This is a genomic window from Mycobacterium sp. M26 (assembly GCF_001494595.1).
GTDB lineage: Bacteria > Actinomycetota > Actinomycetes > Mycobacteriales > Mycobacteriaceae > Mycobacterium.
Genome location: NZ_LN929907.1, coordinates 1,234,355 through 1,256,612, shown reverse-complemented (window position 1 = coordinate 1,256,612; position 22,258 = coordinate 1,234,355). Strand labels below are relative to the sequence as shown.

At 67.6% G+C, this 22,258-nt stretch carries 25 protein-coding genes; 8 read left to right on the top strand and 17 right to left on the bottom strand.

Annotation, left to right across the window (positions count from 1 at the left end; all coding sequences use genetic code 11):
- Nucleotides 1-2: 2 nt before the first annotated feature.
- The 6 genes from regX to BN3385_RS05915 form a co-directional block, all read right to left on the bottom strand.
- A complete protein-coding gene (regX, locus tag BN3385_RS05940; RefSeq protein WP_059015670.1) occupies nt 3-689 on the bottom strand; it encodes a two-component sensory transduction protein RegX in 687 nt (228 codons plus the stop codon).
- The gene (locus BN3385_RS05935) at nt 686-1,888 is read right to left on the bottom strand and encodes a sensor histidine kinase (protein WP_059015669.1); all 1,203 of its coding nucleotides are present in this window, start codon (nt 1,886-1,888) and stop codon (nt 686-688) included. The genes regX and BN3385_RS05935 overlap by 4 nt, the downstream gene beginning before the upstream one ends.
- Nucleotides 1,889-2,018: 130 nt before the next feature.
- On the bottom strand, nt 2,019-2,774 hold the full coding sequence (locus tag BN3385_RS05930) for a phosphoglyceromutase (RefSeq protein WP_059015668.1): 756 nt from the start codon (nt 2,772-2,774) through the stop codon (nt 2,019-2,021).
- A gap of 97 nt (nt 2,775-2,871) precedes the next feature.
- Nucleotides 2,872-3,387 carry a type III secretion system chaperone family protein gene (locus BN3385_RS05925; protein WP_059015667.1) on the bottom strand — a complete coding sequence of 172 codons (516 nt, stop codon included), beginning with the start codon at nt 3,385-3,387 and terminating at the stop codon, nt 2,872-2,874.
- Nucleotides 3,384-4,721: a D-inositol-3-phosphate glycosyltransferase gene (gene mshA, locus BN3385_RS05920; protein WP_059015666.1), complete on the bottom strand. Its 1,338-nt coding sequence runs from the start codon at nt 4,719-4,721 to the stop codon at nt 3,384-3,386. Before mshA ends, BN3385_RS05925 begins: the two co-directional genes overlap by 4 nt.
- Nucleotides 4,722-4,743: 22 nt before the next feature.
- Entirely contained in the window at nt 4,744-6,033 is a 1,290-nt protein-coding gene (locus tag BN3385_RS05915) for an ROK family protein (RefSeq protein ID WP_059015665.1), read from the bottom strand.
- A 196-nt stretch (nt 6,034-6,229) separates the two neighbouring features.
- On the opposite strand from BN3385_RS05915, the gene BN3385_RS05910 reads away from it, so the two are divergent.
- Nucleotides 6,230-6,979: an SDR family NAD(P)-dependent oxidoreductase gene (locus tag BN3385_RS05910; RefSeq protein WP_059015664.1), complete on the top strand. Its 750-nt coding sequence runs from the start codon at nt 6,230-6,232 to the stop codon at nt 6,977-6,979.
- On the opposite strand, the gene BN3385_RS05905 is transcribed toward BN3385_RS05910, so the two are convergent.
- Both BN3385_RS05905 and BN3385_RS05900 read right to left on the bottom strand, forming a co-directional pair.
- Nucleotides 6,963-8,282: a L,D-transpeptidase gene (locus tag BN3385_RS05905; RefSeq protein WP_059015663.1), complete on the bottom strand. Its 1,320-nt coding sequence runs from the start codon at nt 8,280-8,282 to the stop codon at nt 6,963-6,965. The genes BN3385_RS05910 and BN3385_RS05905 overlap by 17 nt on opposite strands.
- A gap of 66 nt (nt 8,283-8,348) precedes the next feature.
- Entirely contained in the window at nt 8,349-9,431 is a 1,083-nt protein-coding gene (locus tag BN3385_RS05900; protein ID WP_059015662.1) for a UDP-N-acetylmuramate dehydrogenase, read from the bottom strand.
- Between the two features lie 5 nt (nt 9,432-9,436).
- Between BN3385_RS05900 and BN3385_RS05895 the strand changes: the two genes are divergently transcribed.
- From BN3385_RS05895 to BN3385_RS05875, 5 genes are all read left to right on the top strand, one after another.
- Entirely contained in the window at nt 9,437-9,943 is a 507-nt protein-coding gene (locus BN3385_RS05895) for a DUF2505 domain-containing protein (RefSeq protein WP_059015661.1), read from the top strand.
- A 21-nt stretch (nt 9,944-9,964) separates the two neighbouring features.
- Nucleotides 9,965-10,483, top strand: coding sequence for a DUF2505 domain-containing protein (locus tag BN3385_RS05890; RefSeq protein ID WP_082690300.1), 519 nt, complete (start codon nt 9,965-9,967; stop codon nt 10,481-10,483).
- Nucleotides 10,484-10,550: 67 nt separating this feature from the next.
- Nucleotides 10,551-11,249 (top strand): class I SAM-dependent methyltransferase, encoded by a 699-nt coding sequence (locus BN3385_RS05885; protein ID WP_231748638.1) that lies wholly within the window; start codon nt 10,551-10,553, stop codon nt 11,247-11,249.
- Between the two features lie 10 nt (nt 11,250-11,259).
- Nucleotides 11,260-12,081: a carbon-nitrogen hydrolase family protein gene (locus tag BN3385_RS05880; protein WP_059015658.1), complete on the top strand. Its 822-nt coding sequence runs from the start codon at nt 11,260-11,262 to the stop codon at nt 12,079-12,081.
- Nucleotides 12,078-13,010 carry an LmeA family phospholipid-binding protein gene (locus BN3385_RS05875; protein WP_231748637.1) on the top strand — a complete coding sequence of 311 codons (933 nt, stop codon included), beginning with the start codon at nt 12,078-12,080 and terminating at the stop codon, nt 13,008-13,010. Before BN3385_RS05880 ends, BN3385_RS05875 begins: the two co-directional genes overlap by 4 nt.
- 92 nt (nt 13,011-13,102) lie before the next feature.
- Here BN3385_RS05875 and deoC read toward each other — a convergent pair whose 3' ends face one another.
- From deoC to BN3385_RS05845, 6 genes are all read right to left on the bottom strand, one after another.
- Complete coding sequence (gene deoC / locus BN3385_RS05870) at nt 13,103-13,822, bottom strand: deoxyribose-phosphate aldolase (protein ID WP_059015657.1); 720 nt, start codon at nt 13,820-13,822, stop codon at nt 13,103-13,105.
- Nucleotides 13,822-14,250 carry a DUF2599 domain-containing protein gene (locus BN3385_RS05865; RefSeq protein WP_231748636.1) on the bottom strand — a complete coding sequence of 143 codons (429 nt, stop codon included), beginning with the start codon at nt 14,248-14,250 and terminating at the stop codon, nt 13,822-13,824. Before BN3385_RS05865 ends, deoC begins: the two co-directional genes overlap by 1 nt.
- A 47-nt stretch (nt 14,251-14,297) precedes the next feature.
- Entirely contained in the window at nt 14,298-14,576 is a 279-nt protein-coding gene (locus tag BN3385_RS05860; protein WP_197415172.1) for a DUF2516 family protein, read from the bottom strand.
- A gap of 50 nt (nt 14,577-14,626) precedes the next feature.
- Nucleotides 14,627-15,229 carry a hypothetical protein gene (locus tag BN3385_RS29405; RefSeq protein WP_059015655.1) on the bottom strand — a complete coding sequence of 201 codons (603 nt, stop codon included), beginning with the start codon at nt 15,227-15,229 and terminating at the stop codon, nt 14,627-14,629.
- Nucleotides 15,230-15,300: 71 nt separating this feature from the next.
- Entirely contained in the window at nt 15,301-15,693 is a 393-nt protein-coding gene (locus BN3385_RS05850; protein ID WP_059015654.1) for a helix-turn-helix domain-containing protein, read from the bottom strand.
- Nucleotides 15,694-15,782: 89 nt separating this feature from the next.
- Complete coding sequence (locus BN3385_RS05845) at nt 15,783-17,117, bottom strand: DUF445 domain-containing protein (RefSeq protein ID WP_082690299.1); 1,335 nt, start codon at nt 17,115-17,117, stop codon at nt 15,783-15,785.
- A gap of 98 nt (nt 17,118-17,215) precedes the next feature.
- Here BN3385_RS05845 and BN3385_RS05840 point away from each other — a divergent pair, with 98 nt between their 5' ends.
- Together BN3385_RS05840 and BN3385_RS05835 are read left to right on the top strand one after the other, a co-directional pair.
- On the top strand, nt 17,216-17,926 hold the full coding sequence (locus tag BN3385_RS05840; protein WP_059015652.1) for a TetR/AcrR family transcriptional regulator: 711 nt from the start codon (nt 17,216-17,218) through the stop codon (nt 17,924-17,926).
- 15 nt (nt 17,927-17,941) lie between these two features.
- Complete coding sequence (locus tag BN3385_RS05835; protein ID WP_059015651.1) at nt 17,942-18,799, top strand: polyphosphate kinase 2 family protein; 858 nt, start codon at nt 17,942-17,944, stop codon at nt 18,797-18,799.
- Between the two features lie 9 nt (nt 18,800-18,808).
- Here BN3385_RS05835 and BN3385_RS05830 read toward each other — a convergent pair whose 3' ends face one another.
- The 3 genes from BN3385_RS05830 to aceA form a co-directional block, all read right to left on the bottom strand.
- Entirely contained in the window at nt 18,809-19,684 is an 876-nt protein-coding gene (locus BN3385_RS05830) for a cyclopropane mycolic acid synthase family methyltransferase (RefSeq protein WP_059016440.1), read from the bottom strand.
- Between the two features lie 143 nt (nt 19,685-19,827).
- Complete coding sequence (locus BN3385_RS05825; RefSeq protein ID WP_059015650.1) at nt 19,828-20,724, bottom strand: 3-hydroxybutyryl-CoA dehydrogenase; 897 nt, start codon at nt 20,722-20,724, stop codon at nt 19,828-19,830.
- Between the two features lie 139 nt (nt 20,725-20,863).
- Complete coding sequence (gene aceA / locus BN3385_RS05820) at nt 20,864-22,150, bottom strand: isocitrate lyase (protein WP_059015649.1); 1,287 nt, start codon at nt 22,148-22,150, stop codon at nt 20,864-20,866.
- Nucleotides 22,151-22,258 lie beyond the last annotated feature (108 nt).

Sequence of the window (22,258 nt, the reverse complement as noted above, 5' to 3'; positions counted from 1 at the left end):
GCTCAGCCTTCCAGCTTGTAGCCCAGGCCGCGCACCGTGACCAGGTGCACCGGGTTGGCCGGGTCAGCCTCGATCTTGGAGCGCAGTCGCTTGACGTGCACATCGAGAGTCTTGGTGTCCCCGACGTAGTCCGCACCCCAGACCCGGTCGATCAGCTGACCACGGGTCAGCACCCGGCCGCTATTCCGCATCAGGTACTCGAGGAGATCGAACTCCTTGAGCGGCAACGTAATCGGCTCTGCGTTGACCGTGACGACGTGACGTTCGACGTCCATCCGCACCGGGCCGGCCTCCAGGATGGCGTCACCGAGGTTGGCGTCGTCGGCCTCCGCACCGCGCCGCAGCACGGCCCGGATCCGGGCGATCAGCTCACGTGCGGAGTACGGCTTGGTGACGTAGTCGTCGGCCCCGAGTTCCAGACCGACCACCTTGTCGATCTCGCTGTCGCGGGCCGTCACCATGATGACCGGCACGCTGGAGCGGGCCCGTAGCTGCTTGCAGACGTCGGTGCCGGTCATCCCCGGCAGCATCAGGTCCAGCAGGACGATGTCGGCACCGGAGCGGTCGAACTCGGCCAGGGCCGAGGGGCCGTCACCGACGACGGTCGCCTCGAAACCCTCCTTACGCAGCAGGAAGGCCAGCGGGTCGGCGAGCGACTCTTCGTCCTCGACGATCAGCACATTGGTCATGGGATTTCCTTCTCTTCGTCGCGAGCTTCGCGATGGGTGGACTCGTCGTCGTTGTCGGAATAGGCAGGGATGGACAGGGTGAAGGTCGAGCCGGTGCCGGGCTGGCTCCACAGCCGGATGGTGCCGTTGTGGTTGGCCGCCACGTGCTTGACGATGGCCAGCCCCAGGCCGGTGCCCCCGGTGGCGCGGGACCGGGCCTTGTCGACCCGGAAGAACCGTTCGAAGACACGTTCCTGGTCGGCCCGGGCGATGCCGATCCCGCGGTCGGTGACGGCGATCTCGACGTTGTCGCCGCGGCGGCGCCGCGAGATCGACACCTTCGATCCATCGGGCGAGTAGGCGATCGCGTTGGAGATCAGGTTGGCCAGCGCCGTGGCCAACAGTGCCGGATCACCGAGCACCTGCAGACCGCTGGGCGCATCGGTGGTGACCTTGATATCGGCGTTGTCGGCGGCCACCTTGTGACGCGAAATCGCTTCGCTGACAACACTATCGACGTCGACGACCTCGAGCTCGGGCAGCGGTTCGGCACCTTGCAGACGGGACAGCTCGATCAGCTCGCCGACCATGTTGGCCAGCCGCTGGGATTCGGTGAGGATCTTCTCGCCGAACCGGTGCACGGTCTCGGGGTCATCGGTGGATTCCAGCAGGGCCTCGGCGAGCACGCCCATGGCGGCCACCGGGGTCTTGAGTTCGTGGCTGACGTTGGCGACGAAGTCGCGCCTGCTGGCCTCCATGCGGGCCTGCTCGGACTGGTCGTCGAGGTAGACGACCGCGAATCGCGGATCCTGGTCGCTGAGCAGCCGGACGTGTCCGCGGACCTGCAGCCCGGAGCGGCCGGCGGCCGCCCGCCGCGGGGGTGACAGGTCGACCTCGACGTCCTCGCCGGTCGCGAGAGTGTGCTGAGCCGCCTTCCAGGCCCGCTCGTCGAGGAGCCGGTCACGCACCAGGCCCAACTCCACCGCCCGGTCGTTGATGAAGACCACGTCGCGCAACTTGTCCACGACGACCATGCCGATCGGAGCCAGCGAGACCACGTGCTGCAGCATCTGCGAGACCGTGATGCCCGCCTCGGTGATCGCGCGGCGCTGCCTGCGCTCGAGGATGCGTGGGGTGAGTCCGGCCCCGATGCCGAGACCAAGAGCGAGCGCACCTAGCGCCGCGACGGTGACCAGTAGTGCCACCGAAACAACACTCACGCGAAAATCGTACGCATTCGGTGAACGTCATCCCAGCAGCGTGCGGCCAATTCGGGATACGTCACACGTCCTGGGCGATGTGTTCCGCCGCCGTTCACCCGGTGTTCGCCAAACGACGTCGGTGCGGGAGTTACTTGGCGCCCTGGCTGGCGACCGCTGCCGCACCGGCCGCGGCGGCTTCGGGATCCAGGTAGGTACCCCCGGCGACCAGCGGCTTGAGGTCGGCGTCCAGGTCGTAGCGCAGCGGAATGCCGGTCGGGATGTTCAGGCCCACCACATCGTCGTTGGACATGCCGTCGAGGTATTTCACCAGCGCCCGCAGCGAGTTGCCGTGCGCCACGATCAGCACGGTCTTGCCGGCCTTCAGGTCGGGGACGATGGTCTCCTCGAAGTAGGGCACGAACCGGGCGACGACGTCGGCCAGGCATTCGGTCAGCGGGCCGCCGTCGATATCGGCGTAGCGCGGGTCGGCGTCCTGGCTGTACTTGCTGCCCTTCTCGATGGGCGGCGGCGGGGTGTCGTAGCTGCGGCGCCACAACATGAACTGCTCGTCGCCGTACTTCTCCTTGGTCTCGGCCTTGTCCAGGCCCTGCAGCGCGCCGTAGTGGCGTTCGTTGAGCCGCCAGCTGCGCTGCACCGGGATCCACAGCCGATCCGCGGCGTCCAGTGCCAGGTGGGCGGTGGTGATGGCACGGCGCAGCAGCGAGGTGTACAGCACATCCGGAAGGACGCCCTGCTCGGCCAGCAGCTTGCCGCCGCGCACCGCCTCGGTGCGGCCTTTGTCGGTCAGGTCGACATCCACCCAGCCGGTGAACAGGTTGAGCGCATTCCACTCGCTCTCGCCGTGGCGGAGCAGGATCAGGGTCGCCGCAGAATCCGTAGCCATGTCGGGAAGTCTCTCACGCATTCCCGTCCGCCGAGTGGCCACCTACGTCACGAATCAGGCCGATCTGCGTGGCACAAGTGGCCACTCGGCGCGACGATCAGTCGTCCTCGTCCTCGTCGATGAGGTGCTCGAAGGCCTGCAGATTCTTCAGCGACTCGCCGCGGGCCACCCGCCACGCCCATTCCTTCTGGATGGAGGACTTGAAGCCCAGTTCCAGCAGGGTGTTGAAGTCGGTGTCGACGGCCTCGAGGACCTGGCCGAGCACCCGGTCGAGTTCATCAGGGCTGACCGCTTCCAGCGCGATCCGCCCGATCAGGTAGATATCGCCGATGTTGTCCAGCGTGTAGGCCACCCCGTAGAGCCGGCGGTTGCGCTTGAGCAGGAACCGGTAGACGGCCTGGTGGTTCTCGTCGGGCTGGCGGCAGACGAACGCCTCCACCCGCACCGAATGCTCGCCGATGCTCAGCAGGGTGTTGGTCTTGAGCTTGCGCTCCCCCGGCAGCTCGACGATCAGACCGGGCAGCCCGCCGTGCGCGCCCTCGAACCGGGTGTAGGCCAGGTCGTTGTCGATCAGGGTCTTCTCGATGAGCTGCTGGACGTCGGCCTGGCTCACGCGCGCACTCCTCGTCGCATCGTCCAGCGCCGTCCGTTGCGCCGGGCCAGCAGGTCGCGCGCCGCGCTGTGCCGGTGTGTGCTGGCATAGTCGGTGATCGCCCGGCCGTAGCTGGCCAGCAATCCGTCAACAGTGTTGTCCCAGGAGAACTTTCGGGCATGCTCGACGGCGGCCCGGCTCAGCTGGGCGGGGTCGCGCCGCAGCAGTGCATCGATGGCGTCGGCCCACTGGTCGGGTTGGTGGCCCGGCACCAGGCTGCCGCTGACGCCGTCGTCGACCGCGACCGGCAACCCGCCGACCGAGGCCGCGACCACCGGGGTACCGCACGACTGGGCCTCCACCGCGACCAGTCCGAAGGACTCCGAATAGCTCGGCACCGCTACAAGATCCGCGGCCCGGTACACATTGACCAGGTTCTCCCGGGACTGCGGAGGCAGGAAGGTCACCCGGTCACTGATACCCAGTTCACCGGCCAGGGCCACCAGCGCATCGGGTGCAGCCAGACCGCTACCGGACGGCCCACCCGCGATCAGTACTCGCACATCGGGTAGCAGAGCGGCGGCTCGCAACAACACATCCGGGGCTTTCAGCGGCTGGATCCGGCCGACGAAAGCCACCACCTTCTCGCCGGCTGCCACGCCCAGCGCAGCGCGGGCGGCCAGCTTGTCCCCCGGGCGGAACGTCTCCAGATCCACCCCGGGATGAACCACGTCGATGCGGGCCGGATCGGCGTGGTGCAGCGAAACTAGTTGGTGTGCTTCATCTTCGGTGTTGACGATGAGTCGGTCCGCCTCATCGACCACCTGCTGTTCGCCGACCGCGCGCAGCGGTGGCTCCGGGGAATCTCCCTCGGCCAGTGCGGCGTTCTTGACCGCGGCCAGGGTGTGGCTGGTGTGCACCAGCGGCACCGCCCAGCGGTCGCGCGCCAGCCAGCCGACCTGCCCCGACAACCAGTAGTGCGAGTGCACGATGTCGTAGTAGCCCGGCTCGTGGGTGGCTTCGGCGCGCAACACCCCGGCGGTGAACGCACACAGCTGGGTCGGCAGGTCGTACTTGTCCAGACCTTCGAAAGGGCCCGCGACGACGTTGCGCACCAGCACCCCGGGGGCCACCCGCACCACGGCCGGATCGGCCGACGAGGTGGCCCTGGTGAAGATCTCCACCTCGACCCCGCGCCGCGCCATATGCAGGGCGGTTTGCAAGACGTAGACGTTCATGCCGCCGGCATCGCCGGTGCCCGGCTGGGCCAGCGGAGAGGTGTGGACCGAGACCACCGCGACGCGGCGGGGCAGCACATCGGACGAGCCGTCGCTCAGATCCCGGGCGTGCCGCACGCCTCCATCTTTACACCCGTCGTCAGGCGGAGACCTCGGGGCGGCGGTTCTGGGACCGCCGCAGCGCCCCGATCGGGTCGGCGTACAGACCGCCGAGCGAGACGATGCCCGCCCCGGCCTCCTGCACCCGGTTACCGAACGCGCTGACCCGGATGTCGCGGGCCGCCAGCACCGAACGCGCCGCGAACTCCGCTTCCACGTGTTGCATGCCCTCGGGGTACTCGGTGAAGGCCTGTCCACCGACGATCACCTCGTCGGGGTTGAGCATGTCGCGCAGCAGCGCCACCACACCGCCGAGCACCCGGCCCCGCTCAGCCAGCAGATCGCGGGCGTCGGCCGCACCGGGTCCGTCGCCGCGCGCGCTGCGCAGCAGGGTCGCCATCGACGCGCTCGGCCCCGAGGCTGGGATGAGGCCGCGCTTGCGGGCCGCGGCCAACACCGCTTCGTCGCTCACGGTGGACTCCAGCTGACCGGTGCCGCCGAGGATGTCGGACTGCACCGGCAGCGCGGCGATCGTGCCGGGGCCGCTGGCCGGGCTGTGCACCCGGCCACCGATCACGAGGGCGAAACCGACTGTCTCACGGGCATATACGTACAGGCTGCTGGCCGTCGGAGAGGGTGCGCGGCGCATCCCGAGCAGCAGTTCGGCACCGGCGATCGCGTCGACGTGGGAGGCCACCGACACCGGCAGTCCCAGCGTCTCGGCCAGCACGGGGCCGACGGGTGCCTGGGTCCAGCCCAGCCGCGGGTGGTCGACGTGTCCGGTGAAGCTGTCGACCACGCCGCCGATGGCGACGCCGACCCAGAGCGGACGACGGCGGTGCCACCGGCTGAGGTAGCGACGGGCGCTGCCGGCCAGCGAGGCCAGCGCCTGGGCCTGCCCACCGCGCGGGGTGGGGGTCTCGACCGCATCGAGCGTGCGACCGAACAGATCGGTGGCCACGATGCTGGTGGTCCGGGCGCCGATGTGGATGCCGAGGGTCAGGAACGGCTCGTGGTTGACCTCGACGGGAACCCGGGGCCGGCCGATCGCGCCGGACACCGCGAGGTCGGCGCGCTCACGCAGGATCCCGGCGTCGAGGAGTGCGGTGACCTGGCGGTTCACCGTGGCGATCGACAGCTTGGTGACCTGGGCGATGACGTCGCGGGCGATGGCGCCGCGCTGGCGGACGGCGGCGAACACCGCGGCGGTGGCTGCCTCGGGGATCCGCAGCGACGGGGCCACGATGTGGTGGCGGGTGCGCAGCGGGTGCGGCCGGGCAGCAGGAGCGGTACGGGCCGGGCTATGGGAGGAGAGAGTGGTGGTGCGCATTGGGGGTGTCCTTCTCGAGTCGGGGGGCGGGTCCTGGGTGCCACGCCTGGCGACTACGAGTGGGACGAAAGGAATGTCCGGTCGGGTCAGACGCAGCGAATCGCGCGACAACAACACGCGGTGTGCGCGACCAGACAGCTGGTCAGACCGATACGGATCACGGGAAGAACTTAGCACAGTTACTAGAGTTGGACCGATGACGACTCCAGATGCCCATTCTCGCGTAGCCGTGGTCACCGGCGCCAGCGCCGGAATCGGCGAAGCGACCGCGAGAACCCTTGCCGCACAAGGCTTTCACGTGATCGCGGTAGCCAGGCGCGCGGACCGCATCCAGCGGCTCGCCGAGGAGATCGGCGGGACGGCCGTGGTGGCCGACGTCACAGACGGCGCTGCGGTCGACGCCCTGGCCGCGGGCCTGCACCGGGTCGACGTGCTGGTCAACAACGCCGGCGGCGCCAAGGGCCTGGAACCGATCGCCGAAGCCGACCTGGAGAACTGGCGCTGGATGTGGGAGACCAACGTCATCGGCACGTTGCGCGTCACCCGCGCCCTGCTGCCCAAACTCATCGCCTCCGGTAACGGGCTGATCGTCACGGTGACATCGATTGCCGCGCTGGAGGTCTACGACAACGGCGGCGGCTACACCTCGGCCAAGCACGCCCAGGGCGCTCTGCACCGGACGCTGCGCGGTGAGCTGCTGGGCAAGCCGGTCCGGCTCACCGAGGTGGCACCCGGCGCGGTGCAGACGGAGTTCTCGCTGGTGCGCTTCGGCGGTGACGAGGACCGCGCGCAGGCCGTCTACAACGGCATCACGCCGCTGGTCGCCCAGGATGTGGCCGATGCGATCGGCTTCGTCGCATCCCGCCCGTCGCACGTCAACATCGACCAGATCGTCATCCGGCCGCGCGATCAGGCCAGCGCGATGCGGTTCAACCGCCAGGTGTAACCGAACTGGTGGTCGGGCTCGGCGACGGTGTGGTGGTGGTGGTCGGGGTGCCGGACAGGGTCGGCGCATCGGTCGGCGTCGCGGGTGCAGTGCTGGGCATGCTCGACACCGGCTGGGTGTCACTGAGCGCCGACATCGACTTCCACTCGTTCCAGTCCACTGCCCAGTCCCAGATATCGCCGTCGGCATAGGACAGCTGGATCGAGGTGCCGGTGACCTCCACCGGATCGCCGTAGACGGCGGTGTAGAAGTACTGCTCGGCATCGCCGGTGGACAGGTTGATGCAGCCGTTGGTGACGTTGGTGTTGCCCTGCGCGCCGGCGCTGTTGGGGTTGGCGTGAATGAACTCGCCGTTGTTGGAGATCCGCACCGCCCAGCGCTCGTGGACGTTGCTATAGCCGGCCGCCGGGTTGGACATGTAGAAGTCGGCGTACTTCTCGGTGACCACGTGGATACCGCTGCGGGTGACGTTGCGCGGCAGGTCACCCTCGCCGTAGCTGCACGGGAAGTCCATGATGACGCCGGCATCGGTGATCACCTGGATGCGGTGTGAAGTCGCCTCGGCCTTGACCACCTGGCGACGGCCGATGTCGAAGTCCAGCGTCGAATCGGTCGCGCCGTAGGCGTCGTCGCCGAATTTCACGCCGTACAGCCGCGCATCGACGTGGACCTTGGTGCCGGGCTGGTAGTACTCCCGGGTGCGCCAGTGCAGCCGCGAGCCCTGCGCCTCGTCGGGCAGCCACGCCCAGCTTCCCTCGGTCGGCGGGTCGGTGGTGACCGTCATGGCGCGCTCCACGTCGGGTTTGTGCGCATCGTCGATCGCAGCGTCGAACTGCATGATGATCGGCGCGGCAACCCCCACGGTCTGGCCGTCGGACAGCTGGAACTGGCCGTTGACCTGCGTGGTGGGGTTCAGCGTGGCGAACGAGGCCGCCACCGGGACGGCCTTGCCGTCGCGGCCGACCACCGAGCCGGCCCAGGTGTAGACGCCGCCGTAGCCCAGCGGTTCGGTGGCGGTGAAGGCGGTGCGGTCGCGGTTGAGCGTGCCGGCCACCGGTTTCCCATCGGCGTTGGTCAGCGTGACGCGCTGCAGCCAGCCGTCTTTGACCTGCAGGCTGACCGGGCTCGTCGGGGCGACATCTTTGGCGGCGTCGGCCGGGCTGAACGTCAGCGACGGCTTGGGCGGCGGCGCCGAGGACGCCGACTGTTTGCCCGGGCCACCGAAACAGGCAGCCAGCGTGCCGGGGGCCACCACGCCGAGCCCGAGGACCGTCAGCGCACGCCGACGGTTGACCGGCGGCATTCTGTCGGCAGGGCTCACGTCAATCCAAGATACGGAAGGCCCCGGCAGGTAGCGAAACGGGTTTCGCTACAAAACGCAGCCGACCAGCACAGGTTCAGGTATCAGGGTGATCCCGAACACGTCGCGCACGCCGTCGCGGACGGTCCGGGCCAGCGCCAGCACGTCGCCGGTGGTCGCGCTGCCGCGGTTGGTCAACGCCAGGGCGTGCTTGGTGGACAGCCGGCAGCGGGCCTCGGGGCCGGGGTAGCCCTTGCCGAAACCGGCCCGCTCCACCAGCCAGCCCGCAGCCAGTTTCACGCCGTCCGGGGCCGGATAGTGCGGTACCGGGCCGTCGTGGCGGGCCTGCAGCTCGTCGAACTGGGCCAGCGGGACGACAGGGTTGGTGAAGAACGAACCCACACTCCAGGTGTCGTGGTCGCCTGCATCGAGCACCATGCCCTTGCGAGCTCGCAGCTGCAGCACCGTGCGGCGGACCTCAGCGGGCTGGGCCCGCTCCCCTGCCGCCACCCCGAGGGCCGTGCAGAGCTCGCCGTAGCGCAGCGGCGCAGAAACCCCGGCCTCGTCCAGGGCGAACTCCACCTCCAGCACCACCGCGTCCGCGGAGTTCTTCAGCACACTGTGCCGGTAGCCGAAGCCCAGTTCGGCGGCCTCGGCCCACCGCACCTGGCCGCTTCGGCGGTCCAGCAGTCGCACCCGGGTCAGGCTGTCGGCCACCTCGACGCCGTAGGCGCCGACGTTCTGGACCGGGGTGGCACCGGCGGACCCCGGAATTCCGGACAGACATTCCAGACCACCCAGGCCGTGCTCGATCGAGGTGGCGACGACGTCGTCCCACACCGCACCGGCCTGCGCTCGTAGTACCGGACCGTCGATGGTGACCGCGCGGTTGGCCAGCAGGACGACGGTGAGGTCCGCGAGGTCGTCGGCGATCACCACATTGGAGCCGCCGGCCAGCACCACGACTGGCCCTTCGCCAGCGTCGAGAGCGCCCAGCGTGGACACGATCTGATCGGAGGTGCTGCAGGTGATCAGACGGCGCGCGACCGGCCCCACCCGCAGCGTGGTCAGCGAGGACAACGGCACCTGCTCGGCAACCGCCGCGCCGCCGTAATCCTGCTCGGAACCCACGGCCCGTAACGGTAGCCTCACCAGCTATGCCGCGTTCATTCGACATGGCCACCGACTACGACGGCAGCGTCGAGCAGGTGCACGCGGCGTTCCGCGACGAACAGTACTGGCTGGCCCGCCTGGCCGACTCCGGCGCCGACGACGCCAGCCTGGACTCGATCCGGCTCGGCGACGACGGCAGCGTCGACGTCGTCACCACCCAGATCCTGCGGGCCGACCGGCTGCCCGGGATCGTCACCCAGTTCCATCGCGGCGATCTGCACATCCAGCGCACCGAGTCCTGGACCGGCCTGGTCCAGGACAGAGCACAGGCATCCGTCGACGGGGTGATCCCCGGTGCCCCCGTCACCTTGACCGGCTCCGCCCAGCTGACTCCGTCGGATATCCGGGCGCACTTGGCTTTTCGGGCCACCGTCGAGGTCCGCATCCCGTTGGTCGGCGGCAAGGTGGAGAACTTCATCGGCAACCAGCTGGTGGACCTGCTGATCGCCGAGCAGCGGTTCACCACGCTGTGGATCGCGGAGAACGGCTGATCACGCGAGTACCGTGACCTCATGTCCCGCCGTATGGACTACGTGGTCGCACTCGACAAGCCCGCACCCGACCTCTACGTGAGTTTCACCAGCCGCGAGTACTGGGAAGACCTGGTCGCCGAGCACGCCCGGCTCTACGAATCGACGCTGACGCGCTTCTCGTCCGGTTCCGGCGGCACCGACATCGTGTTCACCCACACCCTGTCCAGCAAGGACCTGCCGTCGGTCGCCGCCGCCGTGGTGCCGCTGAACCTGACGGTCACCCGCGAACAGCATTTCGATCCGTTTGATGCCGCGTCCAACTCTGCGCGCGGGCACTACAAGGCGCTGGTGCCCTCGGCGCCGATGGATTTCGGTGGTACCTACGTGCTGTGCGAGACCGCGGACGGCAGCGAGTTGCGGCTCAACAGTGTCTGCACGGTCAAGGTGCCGTTGATCGGCGGCAAGATCGAGGAGTGGGTGCTGGGCGGCCTGCACGGATTGTTCGACAACGAGCGCGATTTCACCCGCGACTGGATCGCCAGCCATTACCAGAACTGATCGCCCGGTCGGTGTCCCGACCCGCGGCACCACCAACGCCAACCGGTTGCGCCGCGCCGACCGCTGGATGCTGAACTCGCCCCGGGTGCGCTCGGCGCTGGAGTCGGCGGCTGACCCTCTGGTGGTCGATCTGGGTTACGGACGGCTGCCGGTGACCACCCTGGAGATGGCGGCGCGGCTGCGCGCACTGCGTCCTGACGTCCGGGTGGTCGGACTGGAGATCGATCCGCAGCGGGTGGTCCCGCCCGTCGACGGGGTGGAGTTCGGCGTCGGCGGGTTCGAGCTGGCCGGGTTGCACCCGGTCCTGGTGCGCGCGTTCAACGTGCTGCGGCAGTACCCCGAGGAAGCGGTGAACCAGGCCTGGGAGGTGATGCGCGCACGCCTTGCCCCTGGCGGGCTGATCCTCGACGGCACCTGCGACGAGTTGGGCCGGCGCTGCTGCTGGGTGCTGCTGGACGCGACGGGCCCGGTGAGCCTGACCCTGGCCTGCGACCCCCGCCACATCGAACGACCATCCGACATGGCGGAGCGACTACCGAAAGTCCTTATCCACCATAATGTTTCGGGACAACCCATCCACGCTCTGCTGAGTGCGGCAGACCGTGCCTGGGCCACCGCGGCCGGACATTCGGTGTTCGGGCCGCGGGAACGGTGGCGGGCGATGATCACCGAACTGCGCGCCGCGGGGATCGCGCTGGAACCGCAGCGGCGCAGCGTGCGGGATGCGGTGCTCACCGTGCCGTGGGAATCGGTCGCACCCCTCTAGGCTTGGCCTCATGCGGATCGCCCTCGCCCAGATCCTGTCGGGCACCGACCCCACCGCCAACCTGGCCCTGGTGGACCAGTACGCCCGGCGGGCCGCCGATGCCGGTGCTCAACTAGTGGTGTTCCCCGAAGGCACCATGAGCCGCTTCGGGGTGCCGCTCGCGCCGATCGCCGAGCCACTCGACGGGCCGTGGGCGGACGCGGTGCGCGGGATCGCCGAGCGCGCCGCGATCACCGCCGTCGTCGGCATGTTCACTCCCGCCGACGACGGCCGGGTCACCAACACGCTGCTAGCCACCGGGCGCGGTGTCGACGCCCACTACGACAAGATCCATCTCTACGACGCGTTCGGTTTCGCCGAGTCCAGCGCCGTCGCCCCGGGCCGCGAACCGGTGGTCATCACCGTCGACGGCGTCGGTATCGGCCTGACGCTGTGCTACGACGTGCGTTTCCCGAACCTGTACATCGAACTGGCCGACCGGGGCGCGCAGGTGATCACGGTGAGTGCGTCGTGGGGTGCCGGGCCGGGCAAGCTCGAGCAGTGGACCCTGCTGTCCCGGGCCCGGGCGCTGGATTCGGCGTCTTTCGTCCTCGCCACCGATCAGGGCTACCCGGGTGACGAGATGGCCACCGCGTCCAAAGCGCCGACCGGGGTGGGCGGCAGCCTGGTGGCCTCCCCGTTCGGCGAGGTGCTGGCAGCGGCGGGTTCCGACCCCGAGCTCGTGGTGGCCGATATCGACGTCAGCAGCGTGCCCACGGTCCGCGAGACGCTCGGTGTCCTGCGCAACCGCTCAGAGTTCGCTCAGATTGATAAGGCAGAATCGCGCGGGTGACGTATCCGCCACAGGGCCCGAACCAGCCGGTCGGGCCGGGCGACCCGACCGCCCCGGCGTGGCCGGCCGCGAGTCCCGAACAGCCCACCCAGCACATTCCGCGGCCTCCCGGGCCGGTGGATCCTGCTACCCAGTACATCCCGCAGCAGGCTCCGCCGAGCGCCCCGCCGCCGGTCGAACCCCCTGACGAGCCCAAATCGGGCTTCCTCCGCGATCCGCTGTCGATCGTGCTGGTGCTCGTCACCGTCATCGCGCTGGCGGTGGCCGCCCTGATCGGGACCGAGCTCTATGTCCGCCATCGCGCCGACACCGTGGTGGCCAATGCCGTGGAGTGCGTGGTCAAGGACTCCGCAACCGTGTCGTTCGGCATGCGTCCGTTCCTGCTGCAGCATCTGACCGGTAGCTACAGCAATATCCGGGTGGAGACGGCAGGCAACCAGATCCGCGAAGCCAAGGGCATGAAGCTCGATCTCCTGCTCGACGACATCAAGATCAACAAAACCGCGGAGTCGGCGGGCACCCTCGGCGCGCTGGACGCCACCATCACCTGGTCCAACGACGGCATTCGGCAGACCGTTCAGGACATCATCCCGTTCCTGGGCGGGCTGGTGACCTCCGTGGAGACCACGCCGTCGGACGGGACGATCGAGCTCAAGGGCGGCCTCGGCACCGTGACCGCCAAGCCGGAGGTGTCCAACGGCGGCCTGAGCCTCCAGGTGGTCAACCTGACCGGGCTGGGCTTCAGCCTGCCCCGCGAAACCATCCAGCCGGCCCTGGACGCGTTCACCACCGCACTGACCAAGAACCTGCCGATGGGAATTCACGCCGACAGCGTCTCGGTCACCGATACCGGCGTCACCGCCAAGTTCGTGACCCGCGACGCGACGATCCCCAACGGCCAGCAGGATCCCTGCTTCGCCGGCGTCTAGTCGCTTCGAGTCTGCGCTGAGGGCGGGCTTTCGGCCCGAATGATGACCCTGTACGCAGAATGGTTGCCGTGACCGCAGACTCGGCGGCGTTGCTACTCCAGCCCGTCGAGCACGACCCGCGTCCCGGACAGCCCCAGCCTGGTAGCACCTGCGGCCAGCATCGCCAGGGCATCGGGCGCGGTGCGGATACCGCCGCTGGCCTTGACTCCGAGCCGGCCGCCGACGGTCGCCGCCATCAGTTCCACGGCCGCCACCGACGCGCCGCCGGTGGGGTGAAAGCCGGTGGAGGTCTTGACGAAGTCGGCGCCCGATTCCTCGGCGGCCCGGCACACCGCGGCCAGCGTGCGGTCGCCGGCCAGGCTCAGCAGCGCCGACGACTCGACGATGACCTTGAGCACCGCCGCGGGGATCGCGGCGCGCACCGTGGCGATATCGGCGGCCACCGCCGCCAGATCGCCCGCGACCGCCGCGCCCACATCGATCACCATGTCGACCTCGTCGGCACCCGCGTCGACGGCCAAGGCCGCCTCCTGGGCCTTGACGACCGGCAGATGCTTACCGGACGGGAAGCCCGCAACAGTGGCGATCAGCAGCCGCTCGGGGTGCTCGGAGGTGGCCTTGTGCGCGGCCGAGACCATCGACGGCGAGACACAGACGGCCAGCACACCGAGTTCAGCGGCCTCGTCGACCAGTGCGGCGACGTCCGCCTCGGTGGCTTCGGGCTTGAGCAGGGTGTGGTCGACGAGCGCCGCCACGCGGGCCCTGCGCCAGATATCCCCGAGTCGCTCCGCTCCTGCCCGCCGCTCGGCCATCAGAACGGCTCCTCGGAGCCACCGGGGTTACACCCGGTGGCGGTCATCGTGTTGTCGTCGACGACGGGCCGCCACGGCTCCAGGTTCCAGCTGGTCTTGCCGGGCTCGGCGATCTCGGCGAACCGGAAGTGGCAGACGAACTGGTCGCGCATGCCGGGGATGTCGGCATCCGGGGCCAACGCCAGCACTTCACCCCAGGCCTCGTCGATCTCCCACGGCGGCTTGAACAGCTGGCCACCGGCCTCCCGGCCGGATGGAGTCGGGTAGACCCGCAGACTCGACAGGTCGCCCCAGTGCTGCCACGTCACATGGTCGATGAAGGGCGGTTCGGGGGTGGTGTCGGCGGGCGCGGGGTGCTGCCACGTCGCAGGGTCGGTGAAGGGCGGTTCGGGGGGGGTGTCGGCGGGCGCGGGGGCGGCCAGGGCCACAGCCGCCGGCGCGACGGCGAGGGCGGCGATCAGGCGGGGGCGCGCGATCAGCGGGACTTCCCCTGAACATCGAGCAACTTCGGCCGGACGTCGACCAGATAGATACCTGCGGCGACGGCCGCGATGGCGACCCCGGTGACACCCAGGACGAACGACAGCAGGATCGCCGCACCCAGAATCACCAGCCAGACCGGCTTGGTGAGCTTGTCGGCCGCTGTGTAGGCGTCGGTCCGCTGCATGGCCGCGTGGACGAAGGCGTAGATCGCGACAACGGTCACCGCCCAAAAGACGACCTGAAGCACAAGACCCGCCACACCCTGGAGCATCACAGCTACAGGGTAGGCGGGTCTTGTCCCGATCGTCGAACTACTTCTGGTTACTTCTGGGTGACCTTCTTGGCCGGAGCCTTCTTGGCCGGAGCCTTCTTGGCAGCGGCCTTGGCCGGAGCCTTCTTGGCGGCGGCCTTCTTGGCCGGAGCCTTCTTGGCCGGAGCCTTGGCCGGCAGGTCGACGCCGACCAGCTTGGCGGCGCGCTCACCGACGGCGCGAGTCTGCGAGGACACGTTGCCCAGAGCCTCCTGGGTCAGCTCGACGGCCTGGTCGACGTAGCCCTCGACCTGCGCGGCGGCATCCTTGAACTCGGGCTGGTTGCGCAGCCGCTCGAGGGCGGCCTCGCCGCGCTCGACCAGGCTGTTGTAGGTCGCGGTGGCGTCCTCGACGAAGCCTTCGGCAGCCTTACGCAGCTCCTCGGAGCTCAGCTTGCCGCGGATCTCCTCGGCGCGCTGCGGCAGGTCTTCCTGCAGCTTGGTCAGGGCGGCACGACGGCCTTCGACACGCTCGGCAGCCTCGGTGCGGGCGTCCTCGGCGCGGTCACGCAGGTTGACCAGGATCTCGTTGACGGTGGCCAGGGCCAGGTCGGCGGCACCGACCGCAGCGAGCAGCGGGGCCTTCAGGTCCTCGATGGTGGGGTTCTCGGCCATGTGAATGGCTCCTTTCATACTCATGAAATCAGTTGTGGTTGACAGGTTTTCAGCGGATGTCGGGAGTGCGGCTAGTCAGACGTCAGCTCCTCACGGGCAGCTTCGTTCTGCTGACAGAACGACGTGTAGATGTCGAGCAGAACCTGCTTCTGGCGTTCGGTGATCGCGGTGTCCCCGATGATCGCGTCGTGCACCTGACTCCCCTCACTGGGCTCCAGGATTCCGGCGCGGACATAGAGAACCTCCGCCGACAACCGCAACGCCTTCGCGATTTGGCTCAGCACCTCCGCAGAAGGTTTGCGTAGCCCCCGTTCGATCTGACTGAGGTACGGGTTGCTGACGCCGGCCTTCTCGGCCAACTGCCGCACCGAAACCTGAGCGGCTTCACGCTGCGCCCTGATGAAGCCACCGATGTCGTGCGCGGCATTGGAGACCACGGCCTGGATGTCTGCATCCTGTGCCATGACTACCTCCTCGCGCAGTGGTTATCCGGTGCGTACGAAAACCACACTACGCGGGGGTGCTAACTTTTGCAAGCACTAGTTAGCGCAGGTCAGAATATGATTTGCGCCACTGTGTAGATGACAAGACCGGCCAGAGCACCCACTACGGTGCCGTTGATCCGGATGAACTGCAGGTCTCGGCCGACGTGCAATTCGATCCGCCGGCTGGCCTCTTCGGCATCCCATCGCTCGATTGTGTCGGTGATGATCGTGGTGATCTCTGCGCCGTACTGACCGACCAGATGCTGAGCCCCCCGAACGATCCAGTTGTCCACCTTGTCGCGTAGCTCGGCGTCGTCGCGCAGCGATTCGCCGATGCGCACCACCGAGTCGGCGATGCGCTTGCGCAACGTCGACGATGGATCATCCACACCGTCAAGCACCAAGCGCTTCAACGTCTTCCATGCGGTTTCGGCGGCACGGGTCACCTCGTCACGCGCCATCAGCTGTTCCTTGACGGCTTCGGCACGCGCGATCGTGGACTCGTCGTTCTGCAGGTCGTCGGCGAATTCGAAGAGGAACCGGTTAGCCGAAAGGCGCAGTTCATGATTCGGGTTGCGGCGCACCTTGTCGGTGAAGTCCATCAGTTCGCGGTGGATGCGATCGCCCACCAACTGGTCGACGAAACGCGGCGACCAACTTGGCGAATCCCGGGTGACCACCCGCTCGATGGTCTCCCCCGCGTTCAGTGCCCACTCAAAAGCCCTGTCGCACAACAGCTGTATGAGCGCCTCCTGCCGGTTCTCGGCGAGTAGCTGGCTCAGCACCCGACCGACCGGAGGGCCCCACTGCGGTTCGGCCAGGCGCTTGACGATGGTGCGGTCGATCACCTGCTGGATGTCGTCGTCGTTGAGCAGTTCCACCACCACCCGCAACACGGTGGCCGCCTCCCCGGCCACCCGGTCGGCGTGCGCCGGTTCGGACAGCCACTTGCCCATCCGTCCGGCGATCTCGGCGTCGCGCAGTTTGGTCTCCACGACAGCGGGAGACAGGAAGTTCTCCCGGACGAAGGTGCCCAGGCCCTCACCGAGTTGGTCCTTCTTGCGCTTGATGATCGCGGTGTGCGGGATCTTGAGGCCCAGCGGATGGCGGAACAGCGCGGTGACGGCGAACCAGTCGGCCAGTGCGCCCACCATGCCGGCCTCGGCGGCGGCGCCCACATAGCCGATCCAGGCCGGCCCACCCTGGGCCTGGCCCCACCGGCAGGCCAAAAACAGCACGGTCGCACCGAGCAGGAAGCTCAGCGCCACCGCCTTCATCCGGCGCAGTGAGCGCGCCCGTTCGGCGTCGGCCTCGGGGTCGGCGCCGGCGAATGACTCGGCCAGCGATGCCCCGGCGCGGACTACAGCCGTCGGCAAAGCCGGACGGTCAGGTTCGGTAACCACTCCACCATCATCCGCTATGTGCGGAGCCAGTTAATGTGACCTTGCCATCACGACAGACCGTAGAATTGTTTTCGATTAGGGGAATGGACTCCGCGATAGTGGCACAGCAGACGAGCGACGGGGTCGCCAAGACCGATGGTCGCAAGCGACGCTGGCACCAACACAAGGTGGAACGCCGCACCGAACTGGTGGACGGCGCGCTCGAGGCGATCCGCAGCCGGGGCCGCGACGTCAGTATGGACGAGATAGCTGCGGAAATCGGCGTCTCCAAGACCGTTCTGTACCGCTACTTCGTCGACAAGAACGACCTCACGACCGCTGTGATGATGCGCTTTGCGCAGACCACGCTGATCCCCAATATGGCCGGTGCGCTGTCGTCGAACCTCGACGGATTCGACCTGACACGCGAGATCATCCGGGTCTACGTCGAGACCGTGGCCAACGAACCGGAGCCCTACCGATTCGTCATGGCAAACAGTTCGGCCAGCAAAAACAAGGTGATCGCCGACTCGGAACAGATCATCGCCCGGATGCTGGCGGTGGTGCTGCGCCGCCGGATGCAGCGCGCCGGGATGGACACCCGCGGTGTGGAGCCGTGGGCCTATCTGATCGTCGGCGGGGTGCAGCTGGCCACCCACTCGTGGATGTCGAATCCCCGGATGACCAGCAACGAACTGATCGACTACCTGACCATGCTGTGCTGGAACGCCCTGTGCGGAATCGTCGAAGTCGGCGGCTCGCTGGAGGCGTTCAACGCAGATCCGCACCCCTCGCCGGTGCTGCCACCGACATTGCGGCGGGCCCGCTAGCTAGGCTCTTCTCCCATGGCCGACCTGCCCTCGCAGTGGACTCACGAACCGCGCAAAATTCTCCAGTTCCGTCCCGGCCAGCAGGTCGCCGACATCGAGCCGAACTCCAGCCCCGGCTACACCGGTGACAAGAACGGCTCGGCGGAGGTGCAGGCCGAGCGCAACGAGCGCTTCGCGGGTCTGCAGGAGATGCTTTACGCCAACGGCAAGGCCGGTGACAGCCGTTCGCTGCTGCTGGTGCTGCAGGGCATGGACACCGCGGGCAAAGGCAGCATCGTCAAGCACGTCGTCGGCGCTGGCAATCCGATGGGCATCCAGTACACGAGTTTCGGTGTGCCCACCGAAGAGGAGCGCGCCCACCACTACCTGTGGCGGATCCGCAAAGCGCTGCCCGCCGCCGGGCATATCGGGGTGTTCGATCGCTCGCACTATGAGGACGTGCTGGTGGTCCGCGTTCACGAACTGGTGCCGCGGGAGGTCTGGGAACCGCGCTACGACGAGATCAACGCCTTCGAGAAAGAACTCGTCGACTCGGGCACCACGGTGGTCAAGTGCGCCATGTTCGTCTCGCTCGACGAACAGAAGCGCCGGCTCTCCGAGCGGCTGGAACGTCCCGACCGGTACTGGAAGTACAACCCCGGCGACCTTGACGAACGCAAGCTGTGGCCGGCCTACCAGGAGGCCTATCAGGCAGTCCTGGACCGCACCTCGACCGAGCACGCGCCGTGGTACGTCATTCCGTGCGACAAGAAGTGGTACAGCCGCCTGGCGATCACCGAGCTGCTCATCGAAGCGCTCAAGGGAATGCAGCTGACCTGGCCGCCGGCCGATTTCGACGTTGAGGCCGAGAAGAAGAAGCTGGCCCAGGCCTGAGCGGGTGGGTCAGCCCTTGACGAGGGTGAACTGGCCGATGTTGGTGATGCCGCGACGGAAGAAATCCGCGCAGCCGGTCAGGTACTTCATGTAGCGGTCGTAGACCTCTTGGGAGGTGATCGCGATCGCTTCGTCCTGCGCGGCCAGCAGATTGGCCGCCCACATGTCCAGGGTGCGCGCGTAGTGCTCGCGCAACAGGTGGATGCGCTCGAGGGTGAAGCCAGAGTTGGCCGCGAGCTCCTCGATATCCTCGACAGCGGGCAACCGGCCACCCGGGAAGATCTCGGCTTCGATGAACTGCATGAACTTCAGGTCGCTGATGGTGACCTTGATGCCGTTCTCGCGGAAGAACTTCTGGGTGTGCGCCAGGATCGTATGCAGCAACATCCGGCCGTCAGCGGGCAGCAGGTTGTAGGCCTTCTCGAAGAACACCGGGTAGCGCTCGACCTTGAACGCTTCGAAGGCGCCGATGCTGACGATGCGGTCGACCGGCTCGTCGAACTCTTCCCAGCCCTGCAGGCGCACCTCGATCGAACGGGTGGTGTCCAGCTTGGCCAGACGTTTGCGGGCGAACTCCGACTGGTTCTTGCTCAGCGTGATGCCGATGACGTTGACGTCATACTTCTTGACCGCGAGTTCCAGCGCCCCGCCCCAGCCGCACCCGACGTCGAGCAGGGTCATGCCCGGCTCCAGGTTGAGCTTGCCCAGGGCCAGGTCGAACTTGGCCGTCTGCGACTCGTCGAGGGTCATGTCCTCGCGCTCGTAATAGCCGCAGGTGTAGCCCATGGTCGAGCCCAGGAAGAGGGCAAAGAAGTCATCGGACACGTCGTAGATCGACTGTGACTCCTCGTAGTAAGGAGTCAGGTCGGCATCCACGTTCGCCATCAACACAGCCCTTCAGGTTTCTGCTCGCACGGTCGGGCCGCGGTCAACAAGGTCTCGCGAAAAGCGGTCCCCGACCCGGACCCATAGGCCCACCGGCGTGCAGCCTAGTCAATTAATCTGTGGATTGCACACGCCGCAGGTCGTCAGTAGGTGTAAAAGCCGCGGCCCGACTTCTTGCCCAGCAGCCCCGCCTCAACCATCCGCAGCAGCAGTGGCGGTGGCGCGTAGTGGGCGTCCTTGAGCTCCTCGTACATCGAGTCCGGCGCGTAGTGGGCGTCCTTGAGCTCCTCGTACATCGAGTCCGCGATGAGCTTCATGGTGTCCAGGCCGATGAGGTCGGACAGCCGCAGCGGGCCCATCGGGTGCGACAGTCCGGCCACGATCGCGGTGTCGACGTCCTCGACCGTCGCCACGCCCGCCTCGACCATTCGGATCGCCGACAGCAGGTAGGGCACCAGCAGGGCGTTGACCACGAAGCCGGAGCGGTCCGCGCAGCGCACCACCTTCTTGCCGAGTACCTCGCCGGCGAACTGCTCGACGCGGTTGATCGCCTCCTCGGAGGTGACCAATGTGTTGATCAGTTCGACGAGCGGCAGCACCGGCACCGGGTTGAAGAAGTGCAGTCCGATCACGCGGCTCGGATTCTTCGTTGCCGCAGCAATTTTCATGATCGGAATGCTGGAAGTGTTGGATGCCAGCACCGCGTCGGGGTCGGTGATGATGCGGTCGAGTTCGGCGAAGATCTTGGCCTTGACGGTCTCGTCCTCGACAACGGCCTCGATGACGAGCTGACGATCGGCCATCTCGTTGAGATCGGTGGTGAAGGTCAACCGTGCCAGGGTGGCGTCGCGGTCGGCCTCGGACAGCTTGCCCTTGCTGGTCGCGCGCTCCAGGGAGCTGGTGAGCCGGCTCCGTCCGGCGTTCAGCAGCTCATCGGTCGGTTCGAAGACGACGACGTGCGCGCCGGCCTTGGCGGCCACCTCGACGATTCCGGAGCCCATCTGGCCCGCACCGATCACGCCTACTCGTTGAATGCTCACTTGATCTCCTCACGCATCAGGCCCCGCCCAATATAAGGACGGGGCCTGAACTGCGGGTCGTCGGACCTCCCGCGAGCAGACGCAAAGTCGCGTAAACCGGGCTGCAACCGTGCGATTTTGCGCCTGCTCGCGCTGAGATCTAGTGGAACTGGCCCTCTTCGGTCGAACCCGCAAGCGCGGTGGTCGACGAGGTGGGGTCCACGGTGGTGGCGATCCGGTCGAAGTAACCGGCGCCGACCTCGCGCTGGTGCTTGGTCGCGGTGTAGCCACGGTCCTCGGCGGCGAACTCGCGCTCCTGCAGCTCGACGTAGGCGGTCATCTGGTTGCGGGCGTAGCCGTAGGCCAGATCGAACATCGAGTAGTTCAGGGCGTGGAAGCCGGCCAGGGTGATGAACTGGAACTTGAAGCCCATCGCGCCCAGCTCCTTCTGGAACTTCGCGATCGTCGCGTCGTCCAGGTGCTTGCGCCAGTTGAACGACGGCGAGCAGTTGTAGGCCAGCATCTGGTCGGGGAACTCGCTCTTAACGCCCTCGGCGAACTTGGCAGCCAGCTCCAGGTCCGGCGTGCCGGTCTCCATCCAGATCAGATCGGAGTACGGCGCGTAGGCCTTGGCGCGGGCGATGCACGGCTCCAGGCCGTTCTTCACCCGGAAGAAGCCTTCCTTGGTCCGCTCACCGGTGATGAACGGCTGATCGCGCTCGTCGACATCGGAGGTGATCAGGGTCGCGGCCTCGGCGTCGGTGCGGGCGATGACCACGGTGGGAACGTCAGCCACGTCAGCGGCCAGTCGGGCCGAGGTCAGGGTGCGGATGTGCTGCTGGGTCGGGATCAGCACCTTGCCACCGAGGTGGCCGCACTTCTTCTCCGAGGCCAGCTGGTCCTCCCAGTGCGAACCGGCGACACCGGCGGCGATCATCGCCTTCTGCAGTTCGTAGACGTTGAGCGCGCCACCGAAGCCGGCCTCACCGTCGGCCACGATCGGGGCCAGCCAGTTCTCCACCGAGGTGTCACCCTCGACCTTGGCGATCTCGTCGGCGCGCAGCAGCGCGTTGTTGATGCGACGCACCACCTGCGGCACCGAGTTGGCCGGGTAGAGGCTCTGGTCGGGGTAGGTGTGGCCGGACAGGTTCGCGTCACCGGCGACCTGCCAACCCGACAGGTAGATGGCCTTCAGGCCGGCACGAACCTGCTGGACGGCCATGTTGCCGGTCAGCGCACCGAGGGAGTTGACGAACTCCATCTCGTGCAGCTGCTTCCACAGCACCTCGGCGCCGCGGCGGGCCAGGGTGGCCTCCTCGACAACGCTGCCCTGCAGGGCGACGACGTCGGCCGGGGTGTAGGTACGGGTGACACCCTTCCAGCGGGGGTTGGTGTCCCAGTCCTTCTGGATTTCTTCTGCGGTCTTCGGCTGGCCAACGTTGGACATCGCCTACTCCTTTTGCTAACTCCGGTACAGCTGGGCTGTTCTGCTGCCATGAGCATGCCTCGGGGCATTAGTGCACTTCAAGCGGTTGCGCCTGCCAATTTTCGCCAA